Source organism: Brucella sp. TWI559 (assembly GCF_039674265.1).
GTDB classification, from domain to species: domain Bacteria; phylum Pseudomonadota; class Alphaproteobacteria; order Rhizobiales; family Rhizobiaceae; genus Brucella; species Brucella chromiisoli.
Genome location: NZ_JBDJNE010000001.1, coordinates 424,802 through 439,037, shown reverse-complemented (window position 1 = coordinate 439,037; position 14,236 = coordinate 424,802). Strand labels below are relative to the sequence as shown.

Sequence of the window (14,236 nt, the reverse complement as noted above, 5' to 3'; positions counted from 1 at the left end):
TTCATTCTGCGGCTGACTGACGCTGATGCAGTGCGCTTGAAAGCAGCGAGCGCAATGCCGCCGGACGCAGAGGCTTGTGCAGCACAATGACATTTTCATCATCGGCCCGCTTGCGCACTTCTTTGGAGCGATCCGCCGTCAGCAGGATCGCCGGGATGTCGCTGCCGAAGCGTTCCCGCGCAAAGCCGATCATATCCAGCCCGTTTTCATGATCAAGGTGATAATCAGCCACGATAATATCGGGCGCCACCTCACGTTCAACGCAGAAGACTTTCAAACCCGCACCGTTGCGAAGCGTCGTCACATTGCAGCCCCAGCCTTGGAGGAGCGTTTCCATACCCGCAAGAATATTGGCGTCATTGTCGACACAGACCACATCGAGCCCGGTCAGGCTGGATGCGCGCTTAACGCCCTTGCGGCTGGCAACTTCCTCAACCGGCACGATCTCATCGCTGACCGGAAGGCGCAGGGTGAACACACTGCCCCTGCCCGGTTCGGACGAAATGGTCAGTGGCAGTTCAAGCATTCGCGCAATACGATCAACGATCGACAGGCCAAGCCCCAGCCCCTCCGCCTCGCGCATTCCTTCATCAAGACGTGTAAATTCACGGAAAACGAGCTTCAGCTTCTGTTGCGGAATGCCAATGCCGGTGTCGAGCACCTGCAAATCAACAAACTTGCCACGGCGACGAACTCCAAAGAGGATGCTGCCTTTGCGACTATACTTAATCGCGTTGGAAACAAGGTTCTGAATAAGCCGACGCAACATGTTGCGATCGGTTTTGACCACAATACTTGATGGCACCACACGCAACTTCAGCCCCTTTTTGCGTGCCATCGGCGTGAAGTCCGTTGCAATCTGACTTAGAAGGCGGTCGAGCCGAAAAACTGTCGCCTCGGGTTTCAGCGCACCTGTATCAAGCCGGGATATGTCCAAAACCATTCCGAGAATGGCTTCGACCGATTCAAGTGAAGAATCGATATTGCGTGCAAGCTGGCTTGTCTCTGCGCGACCAAGCTTCTCGGCCAGTGCAGTGCTGTAAAGCCGGGCAGCATTGAGCGGTTGCAGAATATCGTGGCCGGCGGCAGCCAGAAAGCGGGTCTTGCCGAGGTTTGCTTCTTCGGCAGCGCTCTGCGCTTTGGCCAGTTTCTGGTTGACATGGGTGAGTTCTGCCGTGCGATCAGCCACGCGTTGCTCCAGAAGTTCCGCCGCCCTCTGCCGCATCAAATCCGCCTCCACTTCGGCGGTAATATCGGTGTAGGTCGCAACCAGTCCGCCATCCGGCATCGGGTTGGAATTGATCTCAAGTACCTTGCCCGTCGATTTCAACGTCAGTCGCCATGGTTTGCGCAATGTCGCCAGCGAACGAATGGCTGCATGCTGCGCATGGGGAGCAAGATCGCCACTGCGTGCAAGATGCTCCACAATCTCGGACACCGGAATGCCAACCTGCATCACCTCATCCGGCAGATCGAACAAGCTGCGGAACTGGCGATTCCAGCATGTGAGCCGCAAATCCTTGTCGAGAACGGTGATTCCCTGATCCATCTGATCGAGTGCAATCTGCAAGAGATCGCGGTTTTGTTGGAGGGCAATGGAAGCATCATCCAGCAATTGCCGCGCATCCCGTGCCGATGCATCATTGCGCTTGAGAAGCAACGAAAGAACCAGACGGGCCGATGAAGAGCCAACCGCCGTACCCAGCAATTGTTCTGCATAGCGGATCAATGGCGTATCGACCGTCATACCGGGATCGAGCCTGCGCTGCTCGCGCCCTTCAAAGCGGATAAATGCACGTTCAACGCGTTCTGCACCGAGATAGCGGGCCATGGTTGCCTTGAGTTCGGCAACTGTGACGGTGGTGCGGAATCGTTTGAGTGTTGGCACCGTAATGGAATAGCGCGGCAGAAAGATACTGGCCTGAATACGCTCAAGCGGTGTCGAGGCACGCGAAAGCGAACCCAGAATATAAAACAGCGTGTTGGCAGCGAGGCTCCACATAACGCCATGCGTCAATGGCAGCGCATCGGTGCCAAACAGTGCTTCGGGGCGCAAGGCCGTAAAACCCAGCAGGCCATTGGTCAGGATTGCTGCATCCTCCGGCGCAACCGTTGGCAGCAGCAGCGTATAGGCCCAGATCAGAAAGCCTGCCAAAAGGCCCAGCATCGCACCGCGCCCATTGGCGTTACGCCAGAATAACCCGCCGATAAAGGAGGGTACAAACTGTGCAATGGCAGCAAAGGATATAAGGCCAATGGATGCAAGGTGAATATTGTTCGACGCCATGCGATAATAGGCAAAGGCAAGCGCCAGAATGGCGATAATCGTCAGCCGCCGCGTGTTGAGAATGATCTGTGTGAGATCGTGCTGGCCATTGGGATGACGAACAGCCAGTCTGCGGATGATCAGCGGCAGAACCAGGTGGTTTGAGATCATGATCGACAGCGCCACGCAGGCAACGATCACCATCGCCGTTGCAGCCGAAAGCCCACCGAGAAACGCGATCAAGGCCAGCCAGTGCGCACCAATTGATAGCGGCAATGCCAGCACATAAAGATCGCCGCTGACTGTATTGCCCAGCGTCATCACACCGATCAGCGCAATCGGAAAAACGAAGATGTTGATCAGGATCAGGTAAAGCGGAAACAGCCAGAACGCCGTGCGCAATTCTTTCTCGCTGCGGCTTTCGACAACCGTCACATGAAACTGGCGCGGCAGCATGATAATCGCTGCGGCACTCAACATTGTATGCACGATCCATGTGCCAATGGATGTCTCATAGTGAAAAGCGTCAAGTGCGGCTGGCGAGTGTGAAATTCTGTCGATCAATTCGCCGGGGGAGCCAAACAAGAAAAAAGTACAGGCCAAGCCGACCATAAGAAACGCGCAGAGTTTAATAACCGACTCAAGCGCCACTGCCAGAATAAGCCCGTCCTGATGTTCGGTTGCATCCGTGTGGCGCGTGCCAAACAGGATCGCAAAAACCGCCAACACCGCAGCTACGGGCAACGAAATATCGCCAAACACAAAAGATGACGGATCAAACGCAGCGCCATAATGCTCCATCACCAGTCCGACACTGCCCGAAACGGCTTTGAGTTGCAGCGCGATATAGGGGATGGATCCTACTGCTGCGATACAAGTGGCAAGCGACGCAACACCAAAGCTTTTGCCATACCGGGCAGCCAGAAAATCGGCGATTGAGGTGATATGTTCTGATTTTGCCAATCGCACGATATGGCGCAGGAGGCGATTGCCGAGCGTGAAAACCAGAATAGGCCCGATATAGATGCCCAGGAATTCCAGGCCGCGCTGAGCCGAGAGGCCGACCGAGCCAAAAAACGTCCACGACGTGCAATAGACCGCGAGGCTCAATGCATAAATATAAGGGCGCGGAGCGCTGCTCCAGCGTGCAGCCTGCCGGTCGCCGATGCTTGCCACGGCAAACAACATCAGCAAATACAGAAAAGCAACGCCTAAAACTCCCCAGCCCTGCATATTGCCGAACTTCCCTCCCCACCTGTTAAGCCCCTATTGAGCAAACAGATGTGGGAAGGCAAGCATTTTCAGCGATGGCGCGCAAGAGCTACGTTCGCAGCATACGCTTATTGCTGCGTGCCAGCTGCTGGCTTCTCAGGCTCACTGTCAAAGCTCTTGGCGACATCCATGAAGCGGCGCATGAAGCGTTCCATATAGCCAAGCGACTGTTCAAACTCTGCCTCGGAGGGAAGCTTGGAAGGCGTGGCGGATGCAGCGCCTGATTCAATCGCTGAAAGCTTGTCCTCAAGCTTTTTCACGCGGTCCTGCAAATCCGAAATGTCGTTCTCGTATGCTTCGCGATCTTCGGTTGCCATCTTGCAGATGAGCTGCCCCTGCTGCTCATTGCAGACCGAAAGCGCACCTGTGCGCGTATCCAGCCGCACATAGCCGGTTTCCGTGCCTTCAATACGATAGCGCCCATTATCCTGCGCATAAGCACTGCTGGCTATAAAGCCCGTGCCAAGAAATGAAACAGCGACGAGTGTGCGAAGCAAAGGCATGTTTTGGCCAGACATAGTCAAATCTCCTATCGGCTTATTCCGATCCTGCCCCCCATCATATGGGAGCTATGCAAGAAAACGAACAAGTCATGCTTTGATTTTAAAATAAATTCGGGATAGAGAGCAGCCATGACCAAAACGACCATCTACAAGATCGCCCCGCGCGATCTCTGGGCGCAGGCAGAACAGGCTGGTACTTTTACCGGAGCACCGGTTGATGTTGCCGATGGCTATATCCATTTCTCCACCCATGAACAGGTGCGCGAAACAGCCGCCAAACATTTTGCCGGGCAAGCGGATCTGCTGCTGGTAAGCGTGGATGCGACCTCTTTAGGCGACGCGCTGAAATACGAAACCTCACGCGGCGGCGCCTTGTTTCCGCATCTTTATGCGGTGCTGCCACTCTCAGCGGTCGTGAAGGTTGAGCCATTGCTGCTTGATGAAAATGGTCTCCATATTTTCCCGGAGCTTGAGGACAAATGAGCGGGCTTTTTGAACTTTTTGGGCGACGTGCCTTGTTTACGCTCGACGCCGAGCAAGCGCATGGTCTGTCCATCGCAGGACTAAAAACGGGTATTGTTACCTGTAGCCGTCCGCAGGACCCGGCGCTGTCGGTCAAGATTGCAGGGTTGCAGTTTCCAAATCCTGTTGGCATGGCCGCTGGCTTTGACAAAAATGCCGAAGTGCCGGATGCGCTGTTGAAAATCGGCTTTGGTTTTACGGAAGTCGGCACCATCACGCCACGTCCGCAGAGCGGCAATCCGCGCCCGCGCATTTTCCGCCTGGTGGATGACCGCGCTGTCATCAATCGTCTTGGCTTCAACAATGAAGGCCATGATGCAGCATTCAAGCGCCTGTCGCAGCGCGCTGGCAAGAGCGGCATTGTCGGCGTCAATATCGGTGCCAACAAGGATGCTGAGGATCGTATCGGCGATTATGTCGCCGGTATTCGCAAATTCTATCAGCTGGCGCGCTATTTCACCGTCAATATCTCGTCGCCCAACACGCCGGGTCTGCGCAATCTGCAATCGCGCGATGCGCTGCGCGAGCTTCTCTCCCGTGTGCTTGCCGCACGCGACGAAGAAGGCAAGATGTGCACGCTGAAGCGCCCTGTGTTTCTGAAAATCGCACCGGACCTCACCGACGAAGAACTTGATGATATTGCAGCGGTTGCCCTTGAGCAGAAGCTTGACGGGATTATCGTTTCCAACACCACGCTCTCGCGCAATGGTCTCAACAGCGCTGAAAACCGCGAAGAAAGCGGTGGTCTTTCCGGGGCGCCGCTGTTTGAACGTTCGACGATCATTCTGGCCCGTATGCGCGAGCGCGTCGGTGCAGATATGCCCCTGATCGGCGTTGGCGGCATTGATAGCGCTGAAACGGCGCTTGCAAAAATCAAAGCGGGTGCTGATCTCATCCAGCTTTACACTGGCATGATTTATCGCGGTCCGGGCCTCGCATCGGAAATCGTGCGCGGGCTTTCTGAGGCTGTAAAGGCCGCAGGTGTCACCAGCATTTCTGATCTTCGCGACCGCGACACAAAGGAATGGGCCGCGCGCCGCCTATCTGATTAGGGCTTAAAGAATTCTGCCTTATATCTGCGCGGCAGCAACGCCAGAAGCGTGATGCCGCGAATGGACAAAAACAGATTGATTGCCAGCCAAAGCCCGTGATTTCCCATCACGGGCTTTACTGCATAAAGAACGACCAAAAAGAATATCAGCGAGAAGAACATCATGTTGCGCATATCGCGCGACCATGTTGCGCCGATATAAACCCCATCCATATGGAATGCGAGGAGGCCCGTAAGCCCCGTCAGAGCAGCCCATGGCAAATATCGGATGGCCTCATCACGCACATCTTCTGCTTTCGATAGAAGATCAATGATGGAATCGCCAAACACCAGCAAAAAGAACGCAATCAAGCCGGACATGACCAGTCCCCAGACGAAGGTGAGCTTTGCACCGCGCACAAAAGCCGGGCTGTAGCGCGCGCCGACTGAGCGCCCCACAATTTGCTCAACGGCGGCTGCCATGCCATCCAGAAAGAAGCCGCAGATAAGGAAGAAATTCATCAGAACAGCGTTTGCCGCAAGTGTTACTGTGCCAAGTTCTGCACCTGCCCGCGTAAAATAAGCAAAGGCTGTGAGCAGCAAAATCGAGCGGATCATAATATCGCGGTTAAGCGCAACCATCCGCACCAGACCTTGCTTGTCGAAGATGCGCGTCCAGTCGGGTTTACGTCCCGTCGAGCGATTGAAGTGGCGTGCAACAAGTACAAGACCGACGATAGCAGCGACCGTTTCGCCCGTGACGGTCGCCCATGCAACACCGGCCACACCCCAGCCGAGTTCCAGTCCCAGCACAACACAGAGCACGATATTGATGCCGTTAATCAGCACCTGAAGGCTAAGGCCCAGAATGCCCTGCCCGCGCCCCAGCAGAAGGCCAAGCACTGAATAATTAATGAGTGCGACCGGCGCTGAAAACATGCGGATCGACACATAGGTCGCCATCGCTTGCTGCGTGGCAGGCGTGGGATGAATGAAATCAGACGCAATGGTCAGCACGAGCGGCAGGCTCAGGATCATCAAGAGACCGGCGGCAACCGCTATAATGATCGCACGCCAGAAAATTGCCTGTTCTTCGGCCTTGTCTTCCGCACCAACCGCCTGCGCCACAAGTCCGGTGGTGCCTGAGCGCAAGAAGCTGAACATGGTCAGCAGAAAGTCGAACACCAGCGCGCCGATAGCGAGGCCACCAATCAGCTCAGCCTGCCCCATCTGACCGACCACCCCCATATCCACCAGCCCAAGCAAGGGCGTGGTAATGGCGGCAAGTGTCATCGGCACGGCGATCATCATCACCATGCGATGGTTTACTTCAAATGGTCTGGAAACAATGCTCTGATCGTGCAGCATCTGATCCCTAGCTTTCCCATAATTCCAATCTTTTTTCTAAAGCGCATCTTATCCGACAACCGCTTGCCACGTCTCAGGATGCGCTTATAGGGAAAGCTCTATTCTGGAATCATTCAAAGCGACAGCGAATTCCGCCACCGCATTGTCGCAGCCCTGACAACCTTATGTCAGCAGGATTAAAGCCCCAGCACCATGGCCCAGTAAATGCGACGGGGATTGTTTTCAGGCGTGGCCCATGCCAGCCCGTAATGTCCGAATGTCGGATCGAGCATATTCTTGCGGTGCCCCGGCGATTTCATCCAGGCATCAAACACGGCTTGCGTATTGGGCTGACCAGCCGCAACATTTTCCGCCGCAGGACCGCGAATGCCGGCCTGCTTGAGCCGCGAGACAAAACCATTGCCCCAACCGACCGAATGGCCGATCTTGCCAAAGCTTGCCATGCGGCGCGCCTGATAAAGGGCCGCCTTCTCAAGCTTGCTGTCGGTCGTCATGGATGGCAGGCCATTGGCCTTGCGGATCTGATTGAACAAGGCCGTTGGATCAACGTCGCCCGCAGCAGCTTCAGCAAAGCCCTTCGGTAGGGCTGCATAAGCCAGCGCACCGCCGGCAAGAATCAGAAATCCACGGCGCGAAAGAGTGAAACTATTGTTCTGCGGCATTTTCATTTTCCCGGACTATCGCTTATTTGCGATAACTCAGGATTCGGAGCAAAATAAAGACGGGAATAACAACAGCTGCACCAAGGATGAGATAATCGGCAAAGCCTGCGATGGCAGAGAAGCCCATATTCCAAAGACGCAGAACAAAATCGCGGATGCCATAAAGAATGTCATAAGGCGTCCAGTGGAATGCGCTCATCACCACGCCCACCACCAGCGAGATCAGGACAAGCTTGATCAGCACGCGCGCGGGCGTATCGCCAAGAAATCGGTTCACACCATCAGACATGCAAATCTCCAGTATTCTGTCACCTGCCAAAGTGGCAGTTTCGCCGCGGAAAATAGGTGCTCCCAGCAGGATTCGCAAGTAAGCTTAGAAAATCATCGCTGTTTGCGATAATCGCGGGGCGTCTTTTGCTTCTGACGAACAAAGGAGCGATTCATGCTGCGCGTATCGGTAAATCCGCTGGCGACGGCAACTTCCAGCAACGACAGCCCGGTTTCGGACAAAAGCTCCCGCGCCTTCTTGACCCGTAATTCTTCGCGCACCTCAAAAGCCGTCCTGCCGATCGCCATGCGAAACCCGCGCTCCATCTGGCGCACCGAAATGCCAAGCTTTCGCGCCACATCAATCATCGGCATCGGCTCTTCCAGCGTTTCCTCGAAAATGCGGATCGCCTTGCGGATCATCGGCGAGCGAACGCCGTTAAAGCTCAATGCCGGCTGTTCTGAACGCACCAGTTCGTAAGGGATCATCAGGATAGACGCGCTTTTACGGGCCAGTTCCTCAGAGATTTCATTCTGGATGATCGACAGCGAAAGTGAGGCCGCGCCCAGGCCACCCGCGCAGGTATAGTGTCGGCCACTGCGATGAAAAAGACTTGTCGTATCGGCAGTATAGCCATCAAAAAGATCAAGAAAATCATCACGATGGAACCAGCTCACACAACAATTTCGGTCGTCAAGCAACTCACTTTCGGCCAGCAGAAAGGCAGCCGTGCAAAGGCCGACCACAGTCTTGCCGCGCTTGTCTGCGCGTTTGATCAGATCAACCAATGCCTGCTGGCGCGGACGGTATTGTGCAAGCAGGCCACCAACAACTGCCACATAATCGCATTCATCGAGCGCCCCCAGCGGAGCGGTCGGCTCGATCACCATGCCGGAACTGGATGTCACCGGATCGCCCGATAAGGTGCAGATTTTCCAGGCGCAACGGATCTGGCGGCTTTTATCGCGATCATCGGCTGCGAGGCGAAACGGATCGAGAAACAGGCTGAGTGCCGTCAGCGTAAAACCGGGCAGCGCAACGATACCGACAGATAGACGGCGCAATGGCGCATCTGCCGTTGTTTCCCGAACCTCATCCTTCCCTTTTTTCACCTGAGCTGTCCTCCACCACATCCCACTTTATATGAACGGGATCAGGAAGAACGCAATCACCTGAAATGCTTGGAGAGCTTGAGTTGCTGCGCCTGATAGTTCGATCCCAGATCGATACCATAGAGCGCCTTCGGGCGATTCAACATATGCTCATAAACAAGACGGCCGACAATCTGGCCATGTTCGAGAATGAACGGGACTTCATGACTGCGCACTTCCAGAACCGCACGGCTTCCCGTTCCACCAGCAGCGGTGTGACCAAAGCCCGGATCAAAGAAGCCTGCATAATGCACGCGAAATTCGCCGACCAGCGGGTCAAAAGGCGTCATTTCAGCCGCAAAAAGCGGCGGCACATGCACTGCTTCGCGCGAAACGAGAATATAGAACTCGTCCGGGTCGAGCACCAGTTCACGCGCGCCGCGATCATAGATCGGCTCCCAAAAGTCGAGAACATCATGTGCCGCACGCTGATCGACATCCACAACCGCCGTGTGGTGCTTGCCACGATAGCCGATCAGCCTGTCTTTATCGCCCGAAAGATCGACCGAAAGCGCGATACCGCCGCCAGAAATATTTGGCTGTTCTGCCGCCACCAGCGTTTCATTCTGATGCAGTGTTGCAAGTTCTGCTTCAGTCAGCTGCGCACGTCCCTGACGGAAACGAATTTGCGACAGCCGCGAGCCGGTGCGCGCAACAATCGGGAAAGTACGCGGGCTGACTTCAAGATAAAGCGGGCCATTATAGCCAGCAGGCACCTTGTCGAACTCCTGCGCGCCATCGGCGATAACGCGGGTGAAAATATCAAGGCGACCGGTCGAGCTTTTCGGATTAGCGGATGCCGACAGTTCCGGTGAAAGCGACAAGCTTTCAAGCAGTGGGACAATATACACGCATCCGGTTTCGAGAACTGCGCCTTGGGTCAGATCAATCTCATGGAGTTTCAAGCGCTCCAGCTTGTCGATGACTGGCGTGCCCGGACCCGGCATAAAGGATGCGCGTACACGATAGGCTTTTGCGCCCAGTCGCAGATCGAGGCTTGCAGGCTGAATCTGGTCGGCATCCAGAGGACGCGCAGATTTGAGCAAACCACTTTCAAAGAGTGCTGCAATATCCGCATCTGCCAGAATGCCTGCTTCCCTCTGCGTCATGCCACTCAACTCCGTGAATTACTTAAAATCGGTCTATGACCATTGACCGCTCATAATAATCAAGACCAGCTTTTTAACGCTTTTTTAGCCAGTTTCCCCAGCTTTAAATTGCAACAACAGGATCGCTACGCGCCAATTTCTATTCTTCGCTCTTCTTCAAGCATTGACGGCCCCGCTCAAGAGGCATAAGGAAAAAGTGTTCCGTGGTGATTTGGCCGGCCGGCTTGCAGCCACGTTAAAGAATTCGCTAAAATAAGGCCGCGGTTCGTTACCGGCCTTTTGCGTGTTCGCGAGGCCGGTTTTTTATTGGCCGCCGAGGCATTTCCAGGCCCCGGCCGACCAGCTTTCGACAGGTTGGAAAAATGACGAATAAGACTACCCGTAAGTTTCGCCCGGCAACTCAGCTCGTTCATGCAGGATCGCTGCGTTCGGGCTTTGCAGAGTTGTCAGAAGCCCTTTATCTGACGCAAGGCTTTCTCTATCCGACAGCAGAAGCTGCCGAGGCCCGCTTCAAGGGCGAAGATCCGGGGTTCATCTATTCGCGTTATGCCAACCCGACCACAGATATGTTTGAAAAGCGCATGTGCGCGCTCGAAGGCGCGGAAGATGCGCGCGCTTTCACATCCGGCATGGCAGCCGTCGCCGCCTCTATTCTCTGTCAGGTACAGGCGGGCGAGCATGTTATCTGTGCGCGCGCCGTCTTCGGCTCGTCGCGTTACATCATTGAAACGCTTCTGCCTCGCTATGGCGTCGAGTTCTCGATCATCGACGGCTCAAAGATTGAAAACTGGAAAGCGGCTGTTCGTCCGAACACCAAAGTCATGCTGCTCGAAAGCCCGTCAAACCCGACGCTTGAGGTGATCGACATTGCAGCTGTTGCCGACATTGCCAATGAAATCGGCGCAAAGCTAATCGTTGATAACGTGTTTGCAACGCCACTTTACCAGAAGCCTCTGGAACTCGGCGCGCATATTGTCGTCTATTCGACCACCAAGCATATTGACGGTCAGGGCCGCTGTCTGGGCGGGATCATTCTTTCCGATCAGGAATGGACCGAAGAAGTTCTCCAGCCTTACTTCCGTCATACCGGCCCCGGCATGAGCCCGTTCAACGCATGGATCATGCTGAAAGGTCTTGAAACGCTCGGCGTTCGCGTGCGTCAGCAGACGCAATCTGCCGCAGCCGTGGCCGATGCACTGGCTGGTCAGGCAGGTGTGAAGCAGGTCATTTATCCGGGCCGCGCCGATCACCCGCAGGCCGACATCATCGCCAAGCAGATGACTGGCGGCTCGACACTGATCGCGCTGGAACTCGAAGGCGGCAAGGAAGCTGCGTTCAAGTTCGAAAATGCTTTGCAGGTGTTCAGCATTTCCAACAATCTGGGCGATGCAAAGAGCATCATCACTCATCCGGCCACAACGACACATCAGAGCCTCACGGACGAAGCACGCGCGGAACTCGGCATTTCTGACGGTATGCTGCGTATTTCGGTCGGTCTGGAAGACCAGGATGATCTGGTTGAGGACGTGCTGGAAGCGCTTGCAGCCGCGCGCTAAAGATTGATGCCTAAACGACGCAATTGCCGGAACATTTCGGCAATTGCAATGCATTTGTCGGCATCAATTCGTTGACCTCCCGCGCAACTTTGGCGATAGCTTTGTGTAGTATGTTTGATAAGACTTAAAGGCGGGTATGCATGTACAGAGCGGTAACGCGGGATATTGAGGTAACGGCTGAACCGTTTTATCTCGAAGACCAGTCCGAACCGGACGAAAATCGCTATGTCTGGGGCTACCGGATAACCATTGCCAACAATTCATCGCAGACCGTTCAGCTGCGCTCACGTTACTGGCAGATTACCGATGGCAATGGCCGCATCGAAGAGGTGAAGGGTGCTGGCGTCATCGGCGAGCAACCCACACTTAATCCGGGCGATTCTTATCAATACTCATCCGGTTGCCCTCTCAGCACCACATCCGGTGTTATGGTCGGGCGCTATCAAATGCAATTACCGGATGGGAGTGCCTTTGATGTCGATATTCCGGCTTTCTCGCTGGATATTCCAGAGACAAGACGAACCCTGAATTAAAAAAGGCGCTTTTTTCAAAGCGCCTTTCTCATAATATTATTTCGCAAACTGTGCGGGATCAAACTCATAGGTCGTTGAGCAGAATTCACACGTCACGGAAATCTTGCCGTCCTGAACGCTATCCTGAATTTCTTCTGCCGAGAAATTATTGAACACGCCCTCGATCTTATCGCGCGAGCATGAACAATTATCCTCGACGCGGATTGCTTCATAGATGCGAACGCCACGCTCATGGAACAGACGATAAAGCAGCCGTTCCGAGCCAACCTGTGGATCAGTCAGTTCTGAGCTTTCAATCGTTCCGACCAGCGAACGCGCTTCATCCCATCCGTCATCTTCAAGATCAAGAACAACGGTGTTCTCATCGCCGTCACCACCCGGAAGATCGGGCACCCGTGCGCGCAGCTCCGATTCAGGCAGGAACTGGATCATCAGACCACCAGCGCGCCAGCGCTCGACAAGCTTACCATCACTGTCGCGCTCAACGAGCTTTGCAACGCTCAGCCGCATATCGGTCGCTATCTGCTCCGACTGACGGAAATAGGTGCGTGCGATCTCTTCCAGCGTTGATCCATCCAGCGCAACAATGCCCTGATAGCGCTGTGTATGCGCGCCCTGATCGACCGTGAAAGCAAGTGTTCCGCGACCAAGAAGTTCTTCAGGACGGGTTTTGCCAGCGCTCACCGCTTCCGCGACACGTTCGGCATCAAAGCGTGCATAGGCACGCACAGAATGCGGTGTGCGGAAATCCACGACCAGCATATCGACAGGCCCATCGGACTGCGTCTGGAAAATGAACTTCCCTTCGAATTTCAGCGATGTGCCAAGAAGCGTGGTCAGAACTGTTGCTTCTGCCAGAAGGCGTGCGACATGTTCGGGGTAGTTATGGCGTTTCAGAATGGCGTCGATCGTGCCGCCCAGTTGTACCGCGCGACCACGCACGTCGAGCCCTTCCACCTGGAAAGGCACAACGGCGTCATCGCCTGCGAAGTCGAAATTGTTCAGATCAATGTGAACGACTTCGGCTTCGTTATGCTCATTGCTGATCTTGTCAGACAAATTATGCTCCCAATCAGCTGCCTTGCAGGCACCACGCCAGAATGGCTTTCTGCGCGTGAAGCCTGTTTTCAGCTTCATCGAAGACGACCGATTGCGGGCCGTCGATCACCTCATTGGTCACTTCCTCTCCGCGATGTGCGGGCAGGCAGTGCATGAAAAGCGCCTGAGGGTCAGCTTTAGCCATCAGATCAGCATTCACCTGATAGGGCATAAAAACATTGTGGCCACGAGCATGATCTTCCTGCCCCATGGAAACCCAAGTGTCGGTCACGATGCAATCTGCATCGCGTGCCGCCAGATCAGGGTCCGCTGTGGACATGATGTTCGCGCCGTTTGCCTTTGCCCAATCAATATATTGCTGCTTCGGCTCGCTGCCTTCCGGCGTTGCGATATTGACGTTGAAATCAAAACGCGCCGCAGCTTCCACAAGCGAATGCAGGACGTTGTTGCCGTCCCCCATCCAGGCAAAGGTCTTGCCTTTGATCGAGCCGCGATGTTCCTCATATGTAAGAACGTCAGCCATGATCTGACAAGGGTGTGTGTCGTCGGTCAGTGCATTAATAACCGGAACGGTTGCATATTCAGCCAGTTCCAGCATCCGATCATGCGATGTTGTGCGGATCATGATCGCATCAACATAGCGCGAAAGCACCTTGGCCGTATCTGCAATGGTTTCACTGCGACCGAGCTGCATTTCCGAACCGGTCAACATGATCGTCTCGCCGCCAAGCTGACGCATACCAACATCAAACGACACACGGGTTCGCGTGGACGGTTTTTCGAAAATCATTGCCAGAACCTTGCCTGCGAAAGGCTTTTCGATCTCGCCAGCCTTCAGGCGCGCCTTGCGTGCCTTTGCGTCTTCCATGATCGCGCGCAATTCGTCAGCTGGAACCGTCGAGAGGTCAATGAAGTGCTTGATACCGTTGTTCGCCAT

The 14,236-nt window shown here is 54.8% G+C and carries 13 protein-coding genes and 1 riboswitch; of the genes, 4 read left to right on the top strand and 9 right to left on the bottom strand.

Annotated features, from left to right (window positions below; all coding sequences use genetic code 11):
• Position 1: 1 nt before the first annotated feature.
• A complete protein-coding gene (locus ABE530_RS01995; RefSeq protein ID WP_499693426.1) occupies positions 2–3,499 on the bottom strand; it encodes a PAS domain-containing hybrid sensor histidine kinase/response regulator in 3,498 nt (1,165 codons plus the stop codon).
• Between the two features lie 107 nt (positions 3,500–3,606).
• Positions 3,607–4,056, bottom strand: a complete 450-nt coding sequence (locus tag ABE530_RS01990) for a hypothetical protein (protein WP_499693425.1) — start codon at positions 4,054–4,056, stop codon at positions 3,607–3,609.
• Positions 4,057–4,170: 114 nt separating this feature from the next.
• Between ABE530_RS01990 and ABE530_RS01985 the strand changes: the two genes are divergently transcribed.
• Both ABE530_RS01985 and ABE530_RS01980 read left to right on the top strand, forming a co-directional pair.
• Positions 4,171–4,524: a DUF952 domain-containing protein gene (locus ABE530_RS01985; protein ID WP_499693424.1), complete on the top strand. Its 354-nt coding sequence runs from the start codon at positions 4,171–4,173 to the stop codon at positions 4,522–4,524.
• Positions 4,521–5,615 carry a quinone-dependent dihydroorotate dehydrogenase gene (locus tag ABE530_RS01980; RefSeq protein WP_499693423.1) on the top strand — a complete coding sequence of 365 codons (1,095 nt, stop codon included), beginning with the start codon at positions 4,521–4,523 and terminating at the stop codon, positions 5,613–5,615. The genes ABE530_RS01985 and ABE530_RS01980 overlap by 4 nt, the downstream gene beginning before the upstream one ends.
• On the opposite strand, the gene ABE530_RS01975 is transcribed toward ABE530_RS01980, so the two are convergent.
• The 5 genes from ABE530_RS01975 to ABE530_RS01955 all read right to left on the bottom strand — a co-directional run bounded on the left by ABE530_RS01975 (position 5,612) and on the right by ABE530_RS01955 (position 10,151).
• Positions 5,612–6,961 (bottom strand): MATE family efflux transporter, encoded by a 1,350-nt coding sequence (locus tag ABE530_RS01975; protein ID WP_499693422.1) that lies wholly within the window; start codon positions 6,959–6,961, stop codon positions 5,612–5,614. The genes ABE530_RS01980 and ABE530_RS01975 overlap by 4 nt on opposite strands.
• A 176-nt stretch (positions 6,962–7,137) precedes the next feature.
• Positions 7,138–7,623, bottom strand: coding sequence for a CAP domain-containing protein (locus ABE530_RS01970; RefSeq protein ID WP_265982953.1), 486 nt, complete (start codon positions 7,621–7,623; stop codon positions 7,138–7,140).
• A 22-nt stretch (positions 7,624–7,645) separates the two neighbouring features.
• On the bottom strand, positions 7,646–7,912 hold the full coding sequence (locus tag ABE530_RS01965; RefSeq protein ID WP_187546315.1) for a DUF6460 domain-containing protein: 267 nt from the start codon (positions 7,910–7,912) through the stop codon (positions 7,646–7,648).
• Between the two features lie 92 nt (positions 7,913–8,004).
• Complete coding sequence (locus tag ABE530_RS01960) at positions 8,005–9,024, bottom strand: GlxA family transcriptional regulator (RefSeq protein WP_499693421.1); 1,020 nt, start codon at positions 9,022–9,024, stop codon at positions 8,005–8,007.
• Between the two features lie 35 nt (positions 9,025–9,059).
• Complete coding sequence (locus tag ABE530_RS01955; protein WP_499693420.1) at positions 9,060–10,151, bottom strand: 2'-deoxycytidine 5'-triphosphate deaminase; 1,092 nt, start codon at positions 10,149–10,151, stop codon at positions 9,060–9,062.
• A gap of 193 nt (positions 10,152–10,344) precedes the next feature.
• A riboswitch (SAM riboswitch) is annotated at positions 10,345–10,425 on the top strand.
• 88 nt (positions 10,426–10,513) lie between these two features.
• On the opposite strand from ABE530_RS01955, the gene ABE530_RS01950 reads away from it, so the two are divergent.
• Positions 10,514–11,707, top strand: a complete 1,194-nt coding sequence (locus tag ABE530_RS01950; protein ID WP_499693419.1) for an O-succinylhomoserine sulfhydrylase — start codon at positions 10,514–10,516, stop codon at positions 11,705–11,707.
• Positions 11,708–11,847: 140 nt separating this feature from the next.
• Positions 11,848–12,240, top strand: a complete 393-nt coding sequence (gene apaG / locus ABE530_RS01945; protein ID WP_265982947.1) for a Co2+/Mg2+ efflux facilitator ApaG/CorD — start codon at positions 11,848–11,850, stop codon at positions 12,238–12,240.
• A 36-nt stretch (positions 12,241–12,276) separates the two neighbouring features.
• Here apaG and ABE530_RS01940 read toward each other — a convergent pair whose 3' ends face one another.
• Both ABE530_RS01940 and argF read right to left on the bottom strand, forming a co-directional pair.
• Positions 12,277–13,299, bottom strand: a complete 1,023-nt coding sequence (locus ABE530_RS01940; protein WP_499693658.1) for an Hsp33 family molecular chaperone — start codon at positions 13,297–13,299, stop codon at positions 12,277–12,279.
• A 13-nt stretch (positions 13,300–13,312) separates the two neighbouring features.
• Positions 13,313–14,236 carry an ornithine carbamoyltransferase gene (gene argF / locus ABE530_RS01935; protein ID WP_265982945.1) on the bottom strand — a complete coding sequence of 308 codons (924 nt, stop codon included), beginning with the start codon at positions 14,234–14,236 and terminating at the stop codon, positions 13,313–13,315.

Excerpts from the sequence above, each read along its gene's own strand:
- ABE530_RS01980 (WP_499693423.1), top strand. The coding sequence starts at position 4,521 with ATGAGCGGGCTTTTTGAACTTTTTGGGCGACGTGCCTTGTTTACGCTC.
- ABE530_RS01990 (WP_499693425.1), bottom strand. The coding sequence starts at position 4,056 with ATGTCTGGCCAAAACATGCCTTTGCTTCGCACACTCGTCGCTGTTTCA.
- ABE530_RS01955 (WP_499693420.1), bottom strand. The coding sequence starts at position 10,151 with ATGACGCAGAGGGAAGCAGGCATTCTGGCAGATGCGGATATTGCAGCA.
- apaG (WP_265982947.1), top strand. The coding sequence starts at position 11,848 with ATGTACAGAGCGGTAACGCGGGATATTGAGGTAACGGCTGAACCGTTT.
- ABE530_RS01985 (WP_499693424.1), top strand. The coding sequence starts at position 4,171 with ATGACCAAAACGACCATCTACAAGATCGCCCCGCGCGATCTCTGGGCG.
- ABE530_RS01995 (WP_499693426.1), bottom strand. The coding sequence starts at position 3,499 with ATGCAGGGCTGGGGAGTTTTAGGCGTTGCTTTTCTGTATTTGCTGATG.
- ABE530_RS01960 (WP_499693421.1), bottom strand. The coding sequence starts at position 9,024 with ATGTGGTGGAGGACAGCTCAGGTGAAAAAAGGGAAGGATGAGGTTCGG.
- argF (WP_265982945.1), bottom strand. The coding sequence starts at position 14,236 with ATGGCGAACAACGGTATCAAGCACTTCATTGACCTCTCGACGGTTCCA.
- ABE530_RS01950 (WP_499693419.1), top strand. The coding sequence starts at position 10,514 with ATGACGAATAAGACTACCCGTAAGTTTCGCCCGGCAACTCAGCTCGTT.
- ABE530_RS01970 (WP_265982953.1), bottom strand. The coding sequence starts at position 7,623 with ATGCCGCAGAACAATAGTTTCACTCTTTCGCGCCGTGGATTTCTGATT.
- ABE530_RS01975 (WP_499693422.1), bottom strand. The coding sequence starts at position 6,961 with ATGCTGCACGATCAGAGCATTGTTTCCAGACCATTTGAAGTAAACCAT.
- ABE530_RS01965 (WP_187546315.1), bottom strand. The coding sequence starts at position 7,912 with ATGTCTGATGGTGTGAACCGATTTCTTGGCGATACGCCCGCGCGCGTG.